Here is an 18,619-nt window from a genome sequence, read left to right as displayed (position 1 = left end):
TAACCTAAGCCAAAGCCGCCTCTTCCTCATCGCTGGCTTATCAGTAAAAGTTTATGAAACCGGCTGCCACAAAGTGTTAGAGGGTAATTCACAAACAAGTTCAGCCAGGTCATCCTGGGAGAGGGGTTTGGCAAAGAAATAACCTTGAACCCGATTACACCCTAACAATCGCAGTTTCATCACCTGTTCAACCATTTCCACCCCTTCAGCAATGACCTCCATTCCTAGATTGTGCGCCAGGTTCACGATCGCCCGCACCAGATGCTCGCCACTCTGGGAGTTCAATTGCTGGACAAAGGAGCGATCAATCTTCAAGACATCCAGGGGCAATTCATATAATCGGCTCAGGGAGGAATAGCCTGTCCCAAAGTCATCGATATAAACCCGTACCCCCAGATTTTGAATCCGTTCCAAAGCCTGCTTGGCCGTTTTGGAATTCTCTACGACGGCACTTTCAGTGATTTCCAGAACGAGGCTCTGGGAACTCAGCCCTGTTTCTTGCAAAACCTGTCCGATGTGTTCCACCAGATCCGGCAGGGCCAGTTGTTTGCTGGACAGGTTAACACTGACGGTAAGGGAGCGAAAGGCTTCGGGAAAACGCTGCTGCCAGCTTCGCAGTTGGCGACAGGCTTCCCATAAAACCCAGGCTCCAATCTCAATGATGGAGCCGCTGGCTTCTGCCAGCGGAATAAATTCATCCGGTGGGATCAGCCCAAGATAGGGATGTTGCCATCGGAGCAGCGCTTCAAACCCCACAATCGAGGAGGATTCCAGGGAAATAATGGGCTGATAATGAAGTTTAAATTCTTTCTGTTCTAAAGCCATTTCCAGATCCCGCTCCAGGCGGAGCCGGGCCATTTCGTCAGCCGACAGAAAGCTCACCTGGGACTCCAGTTCCCCCTCGATCGCTGCAGTCAGCCGCAGCAAGCGATTGGCATTACTGGCAGCAATCTCTACCATTCGGCGCTCCTGCTCAGAGAGAGTTCCCAGTTTGCCACTACCGAGGAGTTCAAGAGCACCCTGAATCGCAGTTAAAGGTGTGCGTAATTCATGACTGAGGTCAACAAACAATACATCTGAAAGCTCTTTATCTGTCATGACCGGAGTAGCGGAATGAGCAACTTGTAGAGTATGGGGTTGGCTAACTGTCATACCGATACGTTCTCCCAGGGCAAAGATTCAGGGAATTTGCTCCAACAGTAGCAAATTTTATACTAACTTCATCGACAGTGCGGAAAGTCTGATCAGGGGCAGGGGAAATTCCGGCTAGGGCAAGGGTAGGTGTTTGATATAGCACCAGTAAAAGAATAAGCTGTAAATGTGAAAAACTTGTGGATATTTAGTTAGATCCTGAAGTAGTCCCGGCACTCCAACCCAGCACACTCAGAAGCTGTTCGGCCAGTTTGGCGGGTTTAAATGGTTTCGTGATCATCGCCTTAACCCCTAAGTTGGCAAAGCGGCGCTGATCGGAGGCATGCACCTTGGCTGTCAGTAGAATTACTGGAATATGTTGGGTGGCAGGATTGGACTGCAGGCGTTGAAAGGTAACAACACCATCCATATCTGGTAACATGACATCCAGCAAAATCGCATCGGGTTGTTCTGCTTCTGCTTTTGCCAAGCCTTCACCACTGGTCCCGGCCAGGATTACATCTATCCCAGCCATAACTTTCAGACTCAACTTTGCAACTTCCCGAATATCATCTTCGTCATCAATGACCAACACACGTTTAACTACCATACATAACCCCTAAGAATTGGTTGTCCTGGATATCCCCTGACCTTTTTGCTCCCAGTGGCAAAGCCACGTAGAAGGTACTGCCTCGACCCAGTTCACTCTCGACCCAGAGATTGCCCTGATGCTGCCGTACAATACTGCGACAGACAGCCAGCCCCAACCCCGCGCCTCCTTGCCGCCGGGAATCTGAGGCATCGACCTGTTCAAACTGCTCAAAAATAGTATCGAGGTTTTGAATTGGAATTCCCTCCCCTTCATCTTTAACTGTAATCAAAAGATAGGGAAAAGGAATCGGCTGGGCTCTGGCAGTCGGGTTTGTATCTTCCCGGCGAATCTCTGCGCTGAGCCAGATCCGCCCCCCGGGTGCAGAAAATTTAATCGCATTACTCAGAAGATTCGCTAGAACTTGAATAATTCGTTTTGGATCAGCCTGAATCTCGCTAAACAGCGGCGAAACATGGAGCGTTACCCCCGCCTTGCCCGCAACATCCTGCATCTCTGACATGGCGTGGGTCAGCAAATCAGTCACATTACAGGGCTGTTTGTAGAGCCGACTTGTCCCGGATGCAAAGCGCTCCAGATCCAGAATATTGTTTGTCACATGAACCAGGCGATCGATATTATTGGCCGCAATTTCCAGCATCTGCCGACCACTATCAGACAAATCCCCCAGTTGGCCGGTCAGCAAGAGATCGATCGACGCCTGGAGCGAGGTAATGGGGGTGCGCAATTCGTGGCTCACGATCGAGATCAGTTCATCCTTAATTCGATCAATTGTGCGACGATCACTGATATCCGTCGATATCATCGACATCCCCGCAATTCTACCGGAGGCATCCCTGATCGGCGAGACGATCATAAACACATCAATCACTTCACCGTCTTTCCGCTTATGCATCGTTTGACGATGATCAACCGTCTCAACCGGGTATTTGATTTGAAGCACCTGGAGAGCAAAGTCGGAATTCGGTTGGATCAGGCTGTCCAGGAACTGCCCCTCGGCTTCCTCCGCTAGATAGCCATACAGTTTTTCGGCCCCCGGATTCCAGCTCAGCACTCGCCCATCCAGGCTGGTACTGATGATCGCATCTTCCGAGGATTGCACGATCGCCGCCAGTTGAAACAGGGCCTGCTCCGCCTTAATCCGCTCTTCCACCTCGGCCTGTAATTCTTCATTGACCCGGACCAGCTCCGCCGTCCGGATTTCCACCAGTGATTCCAGCTTATTAAAAGCCTCCAGCAAGGCTGCTTCGGCCTGCCGTTTCTGGTTTCGGTTTTCTACTTCCCGTAATTCCCGCTCTACGGCTGGAATAAACCGCTTCAAATTCCCTTTGAGCAGATAGTCATGGGCTCCAGCCTTCATAACCGTGACCGCGACATCTTCTCCAATGGACCCAGACACCACAATAAAGGGAAGATCAAGACCACTGGCCTGGAGAATCTCCAATGCCTCCGGGGCACTGAGGGTCGGCAACAGGTAGTCTGCAATCACAACATCCCACGTTTTTTTTGCTAAAGCAGCAGTGATCGCAGCGGCAGTCTCAACTCGTTCATGAACGATCGTGTACTTTCCTCTACGAAATTCCTGCAGAAGCAGTAACATGTCATCTTCTGAGTCTTCAATAAACAGAACGTGGAGTGTTTTGCTCATATCAGTCCACAAGGCCTGCTTCATTACTTTAACCATCAACTATGAAGAAAATATGGAGGGATCTATTTGAGATCTCTCGTCGGGTTGCTGCGACTAGTCAGGGTTTGAGCTCGTCGCAAGCGGTTGAGCAGGCGAATTAACAATTCTTGGGCCGCAATGGGCTTAATCACATAGTCGTCAGCACCACTCAAGAACGCCTGTTGTAAGCTGTCTCGATCGGTGCGAGCTGTCAGCAATAAGACCGGCAACCAGTTCCATTCCTGGTTCTGGCGGAGCGATCGGCACAGTTCGAACCCGCTCATTCCTGGCATGTTGATGTCCAGGAGGAGCAGATCGGGCTGGGCTGATTGTAAGACTTCCCAAAAATGGGTTGGGCTGTCCAGCGCAGTGAACTGTACCTCCAACGGCTCCAGGAGTGACTGCAACAGGATCAGGACTTGTGGGTCATCATCCACTGCTAAAATCCTGGCTCTGAGCTGTGCCAGCTCTCCAGTAATGACTTCCGCCTCTGGAAAACAGACAACCTCCTGAGCCGTACCTTCCAACTCCCGACGCAGGGCCACCACTAAAGGTTCCACCTGCTGCTGAAGTTTTTCCTGAACATCTTGGGTCAGCTTTGATTTGGGTTTAACCCCAGCTTGGAACAGGGTTTCCAGTTGTCGGGCCAGGGTAGACCCAGTTTCAAATCCAAACATCCCCAGGGAGCCTGCCAGCTTGTGGGCACTTTGAACAGCCAGTTGGCCCATTGCCCGATCGAACGTTCCTGATTTAAGGGCCTGAGTGGCCTGTTCCAGACAAACAACTCGCTCAAAGCTGGTTCCCTTGGTTTGCTGCCAGATTTCACTCACACCCAGATCCAGACTGGTTTGTTTGCCTCCCCCTGTCTCCCCTTCTGGCCTAGGTTGACCCTGAACTGTTTTGACAAACTCAGGATTAATTCGGTATCCCTGCCCATACATCGTTTCAATTAAATTCTCGGCCCCGACAGCCTTTAACTCCCGGCGGATATTCTTAATATGGGTCCGGATAGTGGCCTCCGTTGGGGGATCGACATCCAGGGACCAGAGATGATCCGCCACCTCGCTGTAGCTATACACCCGGCTCTGATTCCGTAAGAAGAGTTCCAGCAGGAGGTATTCTTTACGGCTGAACTGGAGCGATTGCTCCCCATAGGTGACCTCGTGGGCGTTGGGATCCAAACATAAGCCCCCGCAGGTTAACAGGGGCGAGGCTGCTGTACTACCCCGCCGCAGCAAAGCCCGGATCCGGGCAGCTAGCTCCTGAACATTGAACGGCTTCACCACATAATCATCGGCCCCACTATCTAGCCCCATGAGCTTATCGGTGGTCGTATCACGGGCGGTTAAAAGCATGACCAGAACCTGATTCTTCCGATCCCTTAGGCGACGACAAAAACTAATACCATCCAGCCTTGGCAGCATCACATCCAGTAAGACAAGATCGTAGGGAAAGACTTCTACCAGTTCCCATCCCGATTCCCCATCCTGGGCAACATCCACCACATAGTTTTGCTGAGAGAGAAGCCTGGTCAGGATCTCCAGCATGCCTTCGTCATCTTCTACCAGCAAAATTCTCATAAATCTTTAAAAACGGAAGACTCTTCTAATGGGTCACCAATCTAGCTTTGATCAGGGGAGGAGAGTCAGTCACAATGCTTCACCTGATTGCTTACAAGACTCAATATTGAGAATGGTTATAGCCTATAGAAAAAAAATGGAGAATTTGTGGAGAAGCCTGAATCCAGGCTACTTTACAGATTCTTCTCTAACTTTGCTCTCAACTTCACAACTTTTTAAAGGAAAACAGCCCCGATCCCCAAAAATCTTGATGTTTTAATTTCACAAAAAATGTCCGGTTGTGCATCAAATAATTGTTGGATAAGTTGCGAAGTCTTGCCAAGTCCAAGGCTCTGCTGCCAAGTTTGCTCGTTGAGATGCTGTGGTTTTGAATCGGCTATGCCGCCAAATCCAATTGAAATAACTGACAACCAATCGTGTAGTCACCTTCGTTTGCTCCCACACCTTGCCAAACTTGTTTTGCCGTCGATGCCACCGTCCTGTTTGTTGCCGGATAATACCATTGGTTCTCTCTAATCGTTGGGTTTTATCCTTACCAATGTGATGATGAATTTCTGGTGGAAGGACTCGTTCATACCCTCCCCAATCATCGCTATTCCACTGTTTGCACTCCGTTTTTCCTTCCGTTGTGACCATCAGTTCTTCAATCAACTCATCCGTATGCTTTCCCACACGGGCCGCCAAGATCAGCCCACTGCTATTGGCTAAACTCAACCCCACCCAACAGTCTCCCAGGTCTAATTCTAGGGGCAGACATTGCTTCTGTTTTTTTGCACAAAGGACCACATCTCATCAGCACTCACCTCCTCGGTTTCAACTTGAGCCACCTCCTGATTGTGGATGAGTTGAGCTTTGCTACTCGCTCGTCGAATAATACTCACTACCGTGTTATAAGCTAACCCGCTAATCCGACTAATCCCTCGTAAACTGGTGCCCTCACTGTGAGCTTGCAGGACTTGTTGAATTTGCTCTGGACTGACGTGACGGTAGTAGTAGAGGGTGTCAAAACTCTCTGAGAAGGTTTGTTGGCACCCCAGGCAAAAGTAGCGTTGATGCCCATTCGGCATCTTGCCATGCTTGTGAGTCTTAGAATGACCGCAGAGCTTACATTCCATAGCTTGAGTAGGTGAATCGTTGATTCCTTACTCTACCAGACCCACATCAGTTTGACGCACTACCAAATGTCCAAGGTGTTAAAAAGAGTTACTAATCCGTAACTTGTTAGTCAATTTACGTAATCTCCACAAGTTTTCCACTTTTGTCGTTTAAGGTGTAAGTTATGATTTTGCCGGAATAAAAAGGTAGCTTCATCCAATCTCCCAATAATTTCTTAATTTTTTCCTTAATCCCAAACCACGGAGAAGCTTATGCTTGCAATCTGTGAACCCCAAGATGGGTTAACCCCCTTCTCCAAAGACTCTTATCATCCAGATCCACTCGTGGTCCGGGAAGAGTTTATCCAGCCCTTCAAATTCTGGATGGACGACCAAGTTCGGATTGGGATGCGCCTTCAAAGTGAGTTATACTGCTGCACTGGCAGGTTTACCAGCACCCAACGGCAACAAGCCTTTGATACCGCCTGGAATCTGGCCCAAGAGGGGTTAGCGGTTGTGATCACAGCGGCTCGGTCCCACTATACGGTCTGGAAAAGTCTACGATCGATCGCAGCCGCATCAAGCCTGCAACCCTAACCTCATCCCAAGATTGCATCAAGAGGAGATTCCTTTTTCAGTCAAGCATCCATATGTTTTGATATAACTTAAGTCTGCATTAAGTTAATTGGCGCTTCTTCAGTTATGGATGGTCTTCAACCTGATCCTGGGAAAGGAGATGTTCTCATTGTTGATGACACTCCGAACAACTTGCATCTACTATCCAGCATGTTAGAGGAGTTAGGGTATGAGGTCCGCTGCGCCAGTAGTGGAGCTATGGCCCTTATGGCCGTCAGTACAGAGTACCCTGACTTAATTCTCCTGGATATCAGCATGCCCGATATGAATGGGTATGAAGTTTGCCAGCACTTAAAGGAAAATCAGGCAACCCAGGAGATTCCCGTCATCTTCTTAAGTGCGCTCAGTGAAACGATCGACAAAGTTAAAGCCTTTCAGTTAGGTGGGGTCGATTACATCACCAAGCCCTTTCAAATTGAGGAAGTGTTGGCCCGGATCGAGAATCAACTGGCACTGAGACGGATGCAAATCAAGTTACAACAGGCAGAAGCAGAGGCCCTCAGAGCCCTGGAACAGGAAAAGGAACTCAATCGCCTGAAATCAGAGTTCGTCTCCATGGTCTCCCACGATTTTCGCAGTCCCCTAACAACGATTCAGGGATTTGCCGAATTGCTCCGCTGCAGTGGCCAGGTGCCCGATCTGGAAACGGTTAACCATTATGTCGATAAGATCGATGTTGCCGTTGAGCATCTGCTTTGTCTCCTGGATGAAATTCTGCTGCTCGGCAGTATTGAAGCAGGCAAGCTGCAGTACCAACCCATGACCATTGACCTAAAATCTTTCTGCCAGGAATTGATCGAAACGTTACAGGTCAGTACTAACAGCTCCCATCAGATTTGTTTCACCTGCACCGGAAATTCCACCCAGGCAGAAATGGACACCCTGCTGTTGCAGCAAATTTTCACGAACTTGCTCTCCAATGCCATCAAGTATTCTCCTACAGCAGGTCAAATCAACTTGAACCTGGAATGCAGCGAGATGTTGGCGATCGTTCAAATTCGGGATCAGGGCATTGGCATTCCCCTGGAAAATCAGCCCCACTTGTTTGATGCTTTCTACCGCTGCCACAACGTGGGGCAAATTAAGGGGACCGGCTTGGGCCTCGCCGTTGTCAAGCGCTGCGTAGAAGCCCATCAGGGCTATATCACTGTAGAAAGCCAGGAGGGCATGGGTACGACCTTCACCGTCACCCTACCCCGCTACGCCCAGCTTTCTGACCATTCACTGGCCTAATTGCAATCAGTCCTTGGGTCTACCCGTGGCATTAAAGGGAGCGATCCGGGACTTAGGAATGAGAATTAAGGCGTTGCTGAATCACGGTATGATTTGCCCGATCTGAACGTGAGCGAGACGCTCCCACTCCCTATCAATGCACAACTCTAGTACGAATTTGTAGGGTGTGTTCCCCTTCGCCCACAAAGGGTGAGGAGATGAGGGGGAAATCAGGTGCGTCAAATCTATTCATGCCTTAGGTAGGCGGGGCGCTCCCAAAGAGGGATCTAAAGCAACCGTTGTAAACCTTTCACAACAATTGTGTGATTTATGCTCATCAAGGGATATCTAAGGATGATTACCCACTTTTCCAATCCTTCTTACCGTTATGACTCTCGTTTGACGGACAGCATGACCCAAAATCCCATTTTATTGTAGAGATAGATTGAGGAGATGGCAGTCCGCAGGTCAAATCACCCTTAAAAATTTGTCCCTGTGCCCCTTTGGCAATTAATTAGGGTCTGAAAGCCTGAATTGTAAAGTTATGAATAAGTGCCATAAAAAAAACCTCCCTGAACTACCCAAAGTCGGACAACTGGTTGCCGCCATGGAATCGATCGCTCGGGAAATCGTTTTGATTGTGGATGACATTCCCGAAAATCTGAACCTGTTGCACCTGGCTCTGGAACGCAAAGGATACGAGGTCTGTATTGCCACCAGTGGCGCGATGGCCCTAATGGGGATCGAGGTCATTCTGCCGGACCTGATTTTGCTAGATATCCTGATGCCCCAAATGGATGGGTACGAAGTCTGTGAACGGTTGAAAGCGAATCCTCTGACTCGTCATATTCCCATCATCTTTGTCAGCGCTCTGGATGAAGTGTCAGATAAGGTCAAGGCTTTCAATCTGGGGGTTGCAGACTACATTACCAAGCCCTTTCAACTGGAAGAAACCCTGGCCCGGATTGAACATCAACTGAGACTGAGGAGCCTACAACGGCAATTAGAGGAAAAAAACCTGCGATTGCAACAGGAGATTCAGGAGCGCAAGCAGGTGGAGCAGAGTCTGGAGCGGCTGACCTTCGACTTAGAACGGCAGGTCAAAGCCCGTACGGCTCAGTTGGAACTGGCCTATAACTTTGAAGCAACCCTAAAACGGATCACCGATCGGGTGCGAGATAGCCTGGACGAAAATCAAATTTTACAAACTGCTGTTCAGGAACTGGCCCAGGCCATTGGGTCCGATCGGTGCGATGCTGCACTCTATGATTTGAATCAGCAGACTTCCACCATCCGCTACGAACATACCAATCTGCCGGGTCAGTTCCAGGGACGCCGTTTACAAATGAGCAATGCCCCGGAGGTTTACCGGCAATTATTACAGGGGCAATCCTTCCAGTTCTGCCCAGCCTATCCCCTGCCCGAAGAAGCCGCAGGGGCCATTCTCGTCTGTCCGATTCTGAAGGACGTGGTGGTGCTGGGTGATTTATGGTTAACCAACCAAGTGGGCCATTCCTTTAGCGAGCAAGATATTCGGTTGGTCCAACAGGTGGCCAACCAATGTGCGATCGCCCTACGACAGGCCCAGTTGTACCAGGCGGCTCAAACTCAGGTGGAGGCTCTGGAACGACTGAACCGCCTCAAAGATGACTTCCTCAGCACCATCTCCCATGAACTCCGAACTCCGATCTCGAATATCAAGCTGGTCAGTAGCCTGCTGGCCCTGGTGATCAATCAGGAGCAGCCGCTGGGAGAGGACCTGGTCATCGCTAAAGGAAAACAGGCTCAATTACTGAAGTACGTCAGGATTTTGCAGGAAGAGTGCGATCGGGAATTGCGTCTGATCCAGGACATTCTGGATCTGCAACATCTGGAAGCGGGCGTCTTTCCGCTCAATCCCACTCTCCTTGATCTCAATGACTATATTCCCCACCTGTTAGAACCCTTTGAAATTCGTTTCCAGGCTCAGGAGCAAACGTTAGAGGTCGCACTATCCTCAGAACTCCCACAACTGACCGTTGACCCCAGCAGTTTTAAGCGCATCCTGACTGAGCTGGTCAACAATGCCTGTAAATATACCCCCCCCGGAGGGAGAATCACTGTTGCAGCCAGAGTGGTTCAGACGATCAATCTCATAGATGGCGCACAACCAACAGAACCTCCTCCGGCAAGTTCGGAACTCGCTAGGTCTGTTACACCACCCATGCTCCATCTCACTGTTCGTAACACAGGGGTCGAAATTCCTTCAGAGGAACTGTCCCGCATCTTCGACAAGTTTTATCGCATTCCCAATAACGATCCCTGGCGACACGGCGGCACTGGGTTGGGGCTAACCTTGATCAAGCGACTGGTAGAACATCTGGGAGGGGAAGTCAGGGTGACCAGTGATCAAAACGCCACTTGCTTTGTTGTGGTGTTGCCGATCTCCGAATTGGAGAACCTGCTGCTAGATGCTTCCCCTGATGACTCTGGCCTCAATCTTGTCTAATTCATTACATCAATTTATCAACCCATCCCCATTAGAAACGGTAGATTAAGTTTTGAAGGATACAAATCTAACATGAGGCTCAAGACCCGTTATACACCTGGCTGGAAAGAGAAGACGTGCCAGAAAACAAGACCCATGGAAGATCAGCCAGCCTTGATTCAAATTGAATTCTGTTATTCAGGCCGATCGTAAATGCTCAATCATCAATCCAGATCCAGATCTTCAGCCCCCAAAGCTTCTCTGCGATGGCTATTGATTGTGCCCTTTCTGCTGCAGATTACGGTGTTTGCCAGTCTCACGGGCTACCTGTCCTGGCGACACAGCCAGCAGGCTGCCAATCAGATGGCCAATCAGCTCATGGAGGAAGTGGGAGAGCGGGTCAGCGATCGCCTGAAAGTCTTTTTGACTGTTCCCCATCAGATCCTGATCCGAAATCAACTGGCAGTGGAACAGGGTGTAATGGATATAAACGACCCGGAGCAGGTGCGCAAACAACTCTGGCTACAGATGGTGGCCTATCCGTCCCTCCCGTCTATTGGCTTCACCAGCAAAACCGGCGTACATGTGGAATATGGGCGCATCCGGGACAAAGCATTTCGGCAACAGGTCCGGAAACTGACGGGGGAAAATCTGCCGATCGGGACGCCTTACCTTGGAGAAGTCAAACCCTCGCAACCAGGTATCCGCACCTATTACCTGGTCAATGCTGCAGGCAAGTCGGAAAACCGGGTTTACACGAATCCAGTTGACATTCAGCAAATCCATTGGTATCGCCATGCCAGATCTGTCGGCAAACAAACCTGGTCCCCCGTGGTTCAACTTCAGGCTCTGCCTGTTCTCGGTATGTTTGCCCTGGCTCCTCTCTATGACCAGAACCGGCAATTTCAAGGTATCTTTGCTTCCTATGTTGTCCTCTCCGAAATCAGTGCTTTTCTGAGTCAGTTGGACTTTTCCCCATCCGGGCAGGTATTCATTCTGGATCGGGCTGGCAACTTACTGGCCAGCTCAACCCTGGAATCAACTTCTAGCAAACAAGCTGGAGGAGATTTACTCCCCCTCCGGGCTGCCAACAGTCAGAATCAGAAGATTCAAGCCATTACGGCCCACCTAATTCAGAAGTGGGGCAGTCTCTCCCAGGTTCAGACCTCTAACAGGCTGGAGCTGACTGTCGATCAGCAACAACAGTTGGTCCAGGTGATTCCCTATCAGGACCCATACGGGTTGGATTGGCTGATCGTGGTGGTGGTACCGAGGTCCGATTTCACTGCCCAGAGCGAAGCTAACAGCCGTACCCTCCTGCTTCTGGATAGCCTTGCTCTGCTGGTTGCGACGGGCATCGGTCTACTGACAGCCCGCTGGATTGTTCGCCCCATCCAACGGCTGAGTCGGGCCAGTCAGGCGTTGGCGAAGGGAGACTGGCAGCAGCCCCTGGAGGAGAACAGCCCGATCTCAGAGGTTTCTGCCCTGGCTCAGTCCTTTAATCTCACGGCAGAACAGCTCCAGCAATCTTTCGATCGGGTCAAGCTGGCTCTCGAGGACTCAGAAGAGAATTTCACAACCATTTTCCGCGCCAGTCCCGACCCAGCCTGGATTGCCACCCTGGCGGAAGGGCGCTGTTTAGACATCAACAACAGCTTCGCCAGTTTTGCTGAATGCTCCCGGGAGCAGATTATCGGGAAAACCTGTGTGGAATTGGGGTTGTGGAATGACCTGAAAGACTTACAGTATTTCCGCCAAACCCTGAAGCAAGTGGGCCACCTGCACAACTTTGAGGCTGTGTTTCGGATTGCATCAGGGGAAATCAGAACGGTACTGATCTCTGCCAGGGTAAGTCAGTACCAGGATCAGGATTGTGTGATTGGAACCCTCAAAGACATCACCGATCGCAAGCAAATCGAAAATCTGCTTTATCAAACTCTGAACCAACTTTCCTTTCACATTGAAAACACCCCACTGGCAACGATCGTGTGGGATGCCCAGTTCCGAATCCAGCGATGGTCTAAACAGGCCGAGGAAATCTTTGGCTGGTCGGAGGATGAAGTCTTGGGGAAGAGCCTGCATGATTGGCAGTTTGTCTTTGAAGAAGACCTGGAGCAGGTCAATCAGGAGGCCCAACGATTGCTGAATCAAGGCGCAAGGGGGACTTTTTGTAATCGCAATTATCGTAAAAATGGCTCTGTGATTGACTGTGAGTGGTACAACTCTACCCTGCTGAATGAATCCGGTCAGTTGATTTCAATTCTGTCCCTGGCCCAGGACATCACCGATCGCAAACGGGCCGAGCAAACCCTGCGGGACAGTGAAATCCGGTTGAAATTGGCGCTGGAAGTCTCCAATACGATCGCCTGGGAACGTGACCTCCAGACTGATATCCTGACCTTTACTTCAACCATCGATCTGCTGGTTCCAACCCAACTGCCCTATGCTGAAGCTTTAGCCCTTGTCCATCCAGAGGATCGAGAAGCCCTCAATCAGGCTAACCAGGATGCGATTGCCCACCAGAGTTCCTTTCAGATTGAACATCGGGTGATCAATCCCATTCAGCCGTCCCAATGTTCCTGGCTGCAGGTTCATGCCAGAGTGATCACAAATGCCATGGGTCAGCCCACCCATCTGATTGGGATGTCGATCGATATTACCCGCTATAAACAGTCTGAGGCGGCCCTGCGCCAGAGTGAAGCCACCAATCAAGCCCTGATTCAGGCAATCCCAGACCTGTTGATTCATGTGTCTGGTGAAGGCCACTATCTCAACCTCTCTGGGGGGAGTGGGGTAAATGTGATTCGCCCCAAAAACGATATGCAGGAAATGTCCGTTTTCACCATTCTTCCGCCCGATGTTGCCCAACAACAATACCAAAGCATTCAGCAAGCCCTGAAAACAGGAAAACTCCAGATCACAGAACAGCAACTTCAGATCGAAGGCGAAACCTATTACGAAGAAATGCGGGTTGTACCCTGTGGCAACAATGAAGCCCTGTTGATTATCCGCAATATCAGCGATCGTAAGCGGATGGAAGTGGCTCTGGGTGAGAGTGAACGAAAATTTCGGGGGGCTTTCGACACCATCCTGGTCGGTATGGGGCTGGTCTCTCTCGCAGGGGGCTTTCAGGAGGTTAACATGGCTCTCTGCAATATGCTGGGCTATTCTGAGCCCGAGTTACTCGGATTGCGTCTGCAAGACATCATCCATCCAGAGGATCAGAGTCTGGATCTGGAACTGGCGCAACAGATGTTTTCTGGAGACATCACCGGCTATCAGATTGAAAAGCGCTTTCTCCATCGCCAGGGTCAGAGTCTGTGGGGGCTCTTGAGTGTTGCCCTGATGCGAGATGAGCAGAAAAAACCGATGTATTTGATTGTGCAAATTGCAGATATCAATACCCAAAAACGGGTCGAAGCGGCCCTGCGGGAGAGTGAGGCCCAGACCCGTGCCATCCTGTCTACCATCCCCGATATCATCCTGCTGGTGAATACGGAAGGGGTCTACCTGGATTCACTCCAAACCAATGCCACCAGTGATGTGGTTCCAGCAGGAATTGATCGGAGAGGAAAGCGCCTGGATGAATTGCTCCCGCCAGATCTGGCAAACCGTCACCTCTGGGCCATTCAACAGGCTGTCGCCACCCAGACCCCCCAAATCTATGAGCAAGAACTCTGGGTGCGGGGCCGATTGCAATATGAGGAAGTCCGCATTGTGGCCTGTGGCGAGCAGGCCGCTTTGATGATCATTCGGGATATTGGCGATCGGAAGCGGGCAGAGATGGATCTCCAACAGGCGAAAGAGGCGGCGGAAGCTGCAAACCAGGCCAAGAGCCTTTTCCTGGCCAATATGAGCCATGAACTCCGCACCCCTTTGAATGCCATTCTGGGCTTTACGCAATTGCTCAATCGGGACACAACCCTGACCCAGAAACATCAAAAGCAGCTTGGCATCATTCTGAATAGCGGTGAACACCTGTTAAACCTGATCAACGACATTCTGGAGATGTCCAAAATTGATGCAGGCCAGTTGAGCCTGAACGAGACGGGCTTTGCCCTCTACCCCCTGGTGGCCAACCTGATGGAAATGTTGCGTCTGCGGGCAGAATCCAAAGGGCTCCAGCTCATCTTTGATTACGCTCCCAATCTGCCTGCTTTTGTCCAGACAGACGAAGGTAAACTGCGTCAGGTCTTGATTAACCTGCTCGGAAATGCGATTAAATTCACCCAGGCGGGTAAAGTGATTCTGCGGGTGTCATTAGGCGATCGTCATGCATCATGGATTACGGAGCATTCATCCTGGGACCATCGTTTTGAACCCAATTCAGCCCAAAGGACCACTGATAAAGTAATCCTTTGCTTTGAGGTGGAAGATACGGGTCCCGGGATTGCGCCTGGAGAAATTGAGACCTTGTTTGATGCCTTTGTGCAAACTGCAGCCGGACGCAAAACCCAGCAAGGAACAGGGTTGGGGTTAGCAATCAGTCGTCGCTTTGTGCAATTGATGGGCGGGGAGATTGCCGTCACCAGTACCCCTAACCAGGGAGCGACCTTCCGGTTTTATGTGCAGGGATACCAGGTTGCAACTGAACATTCCCGCAAAGAAGGGAGTTCTCGACAGGTGATTGGGCTGGCCCCCAATCAACCCAACTATCGCATTCTGATTGTGGAAGACAACTTTGATAGCCGCCTCCTCATCAGTCGGTTATTATCCAGAGTTGGATTTCAGATCAAGGAGGCCGGAAATGGGCAGGAAGCCCTGGATCTCTGGGAACAGTGGTCCCCCCATCTGATCTTGATGGATATGCAGATGCCCGTGATGAACGGCTATGAGGCAACCCGACAGATCAGAACTAGAGAACAGGAAATCCATAACACTAAAATTATTGCCCTGACAGCCAGCGCTTTTGATGAGCAGCGATCGCATATTCTCTCCGTGGGCTGTGATGATTGCATCTATAAGCCGTTCAAGTTTGATGAGTTGTTTGCCGGAATTACCCGACACCTGCAGGTCCAGTATCTGTTTCAGGAGCAAGAGCGCCCGATCGACACCAGTTTTCAATCGAGCAGCTCAGAGATTCCTTACCCACTCAAAGCCGAGTACTTCTCGATGATGCCTGATGTCTGGAAAACCAACTTTTGCCATGCTATTCGTCGTCTCAGCCCTGGTGCCTGTATGCAGTTGATTCAGCAGATCCCCGCCGAACAGGAGGACCTGGCTCGGGCTCTAACTCACCTGGTCAAGAGCTACAAGTTTGACCCTCTGATTGCCCTGGGTAAGGAACTGGAAGGACTGTAGAGATTTGGTATGACCAATCGGGGTTCAAAGCTAGCATAGGGAAGCAACTGCATCTTTGCTGCAAGGAAAAAGATCTGGAATGTTACGTCAAAAATTGACCTCCTACCTGGAGGATATCGATACTTCGATCGGCAAAGTGGTTAACCTTTCCATTGCAGGATTGGTCCTACTGTCCTCCCTGATCTTTGTAGCTGAGACTTATCCCATCACCCGTGGGGTTCGGCAAGTCCTGGATACGATTGATTTAAGTATTCTGATCCTGTTCGGTGCAGAATATCTGCTGCGGCTTTGGTGCGCCGAGAAGCGATTACGGTACTTTTTCAGCCTTTACTCCCTGATTGATCTCCTGGCGATTTTGCCCTTTCTGCTGGGGGCTGCGAACATCAGTTTTGTTCGGGTGCTGCGCTGGTTCCGGATCCTGAAGCTGATTCGGTTGCTGGAAGGCCGGACGCTGTTGGGCTATGTCAGCAGTGACGATGGCTTCATTTTTACCCGCATCCTGTTTACCCTATTCGCGATCGTCTTTGTTTACTCTGGGCTGATTTATCAGGTTGAACACCCAGCCAACCCCAGCGGATTTAACACATTTCTGGATGCGGTCTATTTTTCGATCGCAACCATGACCACGGTGGGTTTTGGCGACATTGCTCCCGTTTCCCAGGTTGGTCGGCTGCTGGCTGTTTCCATGATTCTGACGGGAGTGGCCCTGATCCCCTGGCAGGTTGGCGATCTGATTAAACGGCTGGCTCGGACATCTGACCGCAAGGAACTCCCCTGTTCAGGGTGTGGCCTATTTCTGCATGACACCGATGCCCGATTTTGCAAAAACTGTGGTACAGCATTAAAGGAATATCCCTTCAGTTCCTATCCTGCTGCCCCAACCTCAACCAATTTGGTAATCAACAACACGATTGATTCGTCCCAACGACAGTTAAGATAGATTAAGACACCGTAAATTAGAGTTTACGAATGACATCCACCCTGCTCCAGACCCCTTCCCTTTCCCGCCTGAATTCACCGACCATTCACCAATCTGCCAGTGGATTAACCATCATTGCCGAACAAATCCCGGTTGAGGCCGTTAATTTGAGTTTATGGCTGGGTGTGGGTTCTGCCCTGGAACCAAATGCTATTAATGGGATGGCCCACTTTCTAGAGCACATGGTTTTCAAAGGGACAGCCCGCTTACAAAGTGGGGAGTTTGAACGCCTGGTCGAAGAGCGCGGTGCCATGACCAATGCTGCCACCAGTCAGGATTACACCCACTTTTATATCACGGCTGCTCCCCACGACTTTGCAGACCTGGCTCCCCTGCAAATTGATGTCGTGCTGAATCCAGATATTCCCGATGCCGCTTTTGAGCGGGAACGATCGGTGGTACTAGAAGAAATTCGTCGGGCGGAAGACAATCCTCGCCGTCGCACCTTTCAGCGGGCCGTGGAAGTCGCCTTTGAACGATCCCCCTATCGACGGCCTGTCCTCGGCCCAGCCGCTGTGATCGCCCAACTTACCCCTGAGCAGATGCGGGAGTTTCACGCCACCTGGTACCGCCCCCCTGCCATGACAGCGGTAGCAGTTGGCAATCTCCCTGTCCCAGACCTGATTGAAATTGTGGAGGAAGGTCTTGATCGAGCCCAATCCCACCAATCCCAGCGTCTCAACCTTCCCCTGCCAACCCTCGAACTACCCGACAATGCGCCTGAACCCGCCTTCACCCAGGTTGTGCGCCAGGAATTTGTGGATGAGAGCCTGCAGCAAGCGCGGCTGATTATGGCCTGGCGTGTACCAGGGTTAGCCAACCTGAACCAGACCTATGCCCTGGATGTACTGGCTTCCATCCTGGGATACGGAAGAACCGCTCGCCTGGTGCGCGATTTGCGGGAAGAACGGGGTCTGGTTTCAGCCATCTCCGCCAGCAACATGACCTACGCCCAGCAGGGAACTTTCTACATCTCCGCCCAACTTCCCGCCGAAAACGTCCCCGCAGTAGAATCGGCGATTTTAACCCATCTTCAAACTCTACAAACAGACCTCGTCAGTGACCTCGAAGTCTCCCGTGTCCAGACCCAGGTCGCCAATCGGTTTGTCTTCGGCAATGAAATGCCCAGCGATCGCGCCAGTCTCTACGGCTACTACCAGACCCTGGTTGCCGACTTAACTCCGGCCTTCCATTATCCTGCCCACATCCAGGCTCTGACCGCCACCGATCTCCAGATTGCTGCCCAGCAACATCTTTCCCCTGAAGCCTATGGCATTGTCGTGATTAAACCGGGAACCCCCTGAATTGACCTGAGGAGCAGGGTCTAAGCCTGAGCGGTTAATGTTTGCAGGCCAACTTCTGAATGCTGATATCTGCTTCTATCCTTCCCTACTGGATGGGGGAGATTGCGATCGCTATTTTACCGAACTGGTCGAAACGATCGAGTGGCGGCAGGACTGGATCACGATATACGGTCGTTCTATGCCCCAACCCAGACTCACTGCCTGGGTTGGGGATGCGGGTAAGTCCTATACCTACTCCCGAATTACGATGCAGCCCGCCCCCTGGACGCCCCTGCTACTGAAGCTGAAGGCAACGGTAGAGGCGGTCTCTGGGGTCAGCTTCAATAGCGTGTTGCTCAACCTCTACCGGGATGGTAACGACAGTATGGGTTGGCACAGCGATGATGAACCAGAACTGGGCCTGAATCCAGTTATTGCATCCCTCAGTCTAGGAGGAACACGCCGTTTCCGATTGCGGCATCGACGTGAAAAAGGCTTGCGGCACCAACTGGAACTCACTTCCGGCAGCTTGCTTCTGATGCAAGGCTCCGCTCAGCACGACTGGCAACATCAGGTGCCGAAGACCAAACGTCCGGTTGCACCCCGAATTAATTTGACCTTCCGTGTCATTGACCCACCCTGACATTCATGCTGGGGCAC

The 18,619-nt window shown here is 51.0% G+C and carries 12 protein-coding genes; 7 read left to right on the top strand and 5 right to left on the bottom strand.

Translation table 11 applies throughout. From position 1 onward, the window contains the following. Positions 1 to 51: 51 nt before the first annotated feature. The 5 genes from BST81_RS13535 to BST81_RS27055 all read right to left on the bottom strand — a co-directional run bounded on the left by BST81_RS13535 (position 52) and on the right by BST81_RS27055 (position 6,102). The gene (locus BST81_RS13535) at positions 52 to 1,152 is read right to left on the bottom strand and encodes an EAL domain-containing protein (protein WP_075599005.1); all 1,101 of its coding nucleotides are present in this window, start codon (positions 1,150 to 1,152) and stop codon (positions 52 to 54) included. 187 nt (positions 1,153 to 1,339) lie between these two features. Beyond that, on the bottom strand, positions 1,340 to 1,741 hold the full coding sequence (locus tag BST81_RS13530; protein WP_075599004.1) for a response regulator: 402 nt from the start codon (positions 1,739 to 1,741) through the stop codon (positions 1,340 to 1,342). Further along, entirely contained in the window at positions 1,731 to 3,389 is a 1,659-nt protein-coding gene (locus BST81_RS13525) for an ATP-binding protein (protein ID WP_075599003.1), read from the bottom strand. The genes BST81_RS13530 and BST81_RS13525 overlap by 11 nt, the downstream gene beginning before the upstream one ends. A 62-nt stretch (positions 3,390 to 3,451) precedes the next feature. After that, positions 3,452 to 4,987 carry a response regulator gene (locus tag BST81_RS13520; RefSeq protein WP_075599002.1) on the bottom strand — a complete coding sequence of 512 codons (1,536 nt, stop codon included), beginning with the start codon at positions 4,985 to 4,987 and terminating at the stop codon, positions 3,452 to 3,454. Positions 4,988 to 5,272: 285 nt separating this feature from the next. After that, positions 5,273 to 6,102 (bottom strand): IS1 family transposase gene (locus BST81_RS27055; protein WP_143780277.1). Its coding sequence is split into 2 segments (ribosomal slippage): positions 5,273 to 5,758 and positions 5,761 to 6,102, totalling 828 coding nucleotides; the frame shifts between segments, so codons are not numbered across the junction. A gap of 252 nt (positions 6,103 to 6,354) precedes the next feature. On the opposite strand from BST81_RS27055, the gene BST81_RS13505 reads away from it, so the two are divergent. The 7 genes from BST81_RS13505 to BST81_RS13450 all read left to right on the top strand — a co-directional run bounded on the left by BST81_RS13505 (position 6,355) and on the right by BST81_RS13450 (position 18,602). Continuing rightward, complete coding sequence (locus tag BST81_RS13505) at positions 6,355 to 6,678, top strand: hypothetical protein (RefSeq protein WP_083636853.1); 324 nt, start codon at positions 6,355 to 6,357, stop codon at positions 6,676 to 6,678. Between the two features lie 105 nt (positions 6,679 to 6,783). After that, positions 6,784 to 7,950 (top strand): hybrid sensor histidine kinase/response regulator, encoded by a 1,167-nt coding sequence (locus BST81_RS13500; RefSeq protein ID WP_075599001.1) that lies wholly within the window; start codon positions 6,784 to 6,786, stop codon positions 7,948 to 7,950. Positions 7,951 to 8,473: 523 nt separating this feature from the next. Continuing rightward, positions 8,474 to 10,417, top strand: coding sequence for a response regulator (locus BST81_RS13495; protein WP_216351319.1), 1,944 nt, complete (start codon positions 8,474 to 8,476; stop codon positions 10,415 to 10,417). A 258-nt stretch (positions 10,418 to 10,675) separates the two neighbouring features. Beyond that, positions 10,676 to 15,697 carry a PAS domain S-box protein gene (locus tag BST81_RS27050; RefSeq protein WP_171974755.1) on the top strand — a complete coding sequence of 1,674 codons (5,022 nt, stop codon included), beginning with the start codon at positions 10,676 to 10,678 and terminating at the stop codon, positions 15,695 to 15,697. A 79-nt stretch (positions 15,698 to 15,776) separates the two neighbouring features. Then, the gene (locus tag BST81_RS13460; RefSeq protein ID WP_075599000.1) at positions 15,777 to 16,637 is read left to right on the top strand and encodes an ion transporter; all 861 of its coding nucleotides are present in this window, start codon (positions 15,777 to 15,779) and stop codon (positions 16,635 to 16,637) included. Positions 16,638 to 16,666: 29 nt separating this feature from the next. Next, on the top strand, positions 16,667 to 17,980 hold the full coding sequence (locus tag BST81_RS13455) for a pitrilysin family protein (RefSeq protein ID WP_075598999.1): 1,314 nt from the start codon (positions 16,667 to 16,669) through the stop codon (positions 17,978 to 17,980). A 37-nt stretch (positions 17,981 to 18,017) separates the two neighbouring features. Then, positions 18,018 to 18,602, top strand: a complete 585-nt coding sequence (locus BST81_RS13450; RefSeq protein ID WP_075598998.1) for an alpha-ketoglutarate-dependent dioxygenase AlkB — start codon at positions 18,018 to 18,020, stop codon at positions 18,600 to 18,602. The last annotated feature ends 17 nt before the right edge of the window (positions 18,603 to 18,619 follow it).

The organism is Leptolyngbya sp. 'hensonii', from assembly GCF_001939115.1.
Lineage (GTDB): Bacteria > Cyanobacteriota > Cyanobacteriia.
The sequence above is the reverse complement of the archived record's forward strand: the minus strand, read 5'-3'. Positions and strand labels throughout refer to the sequence as shown.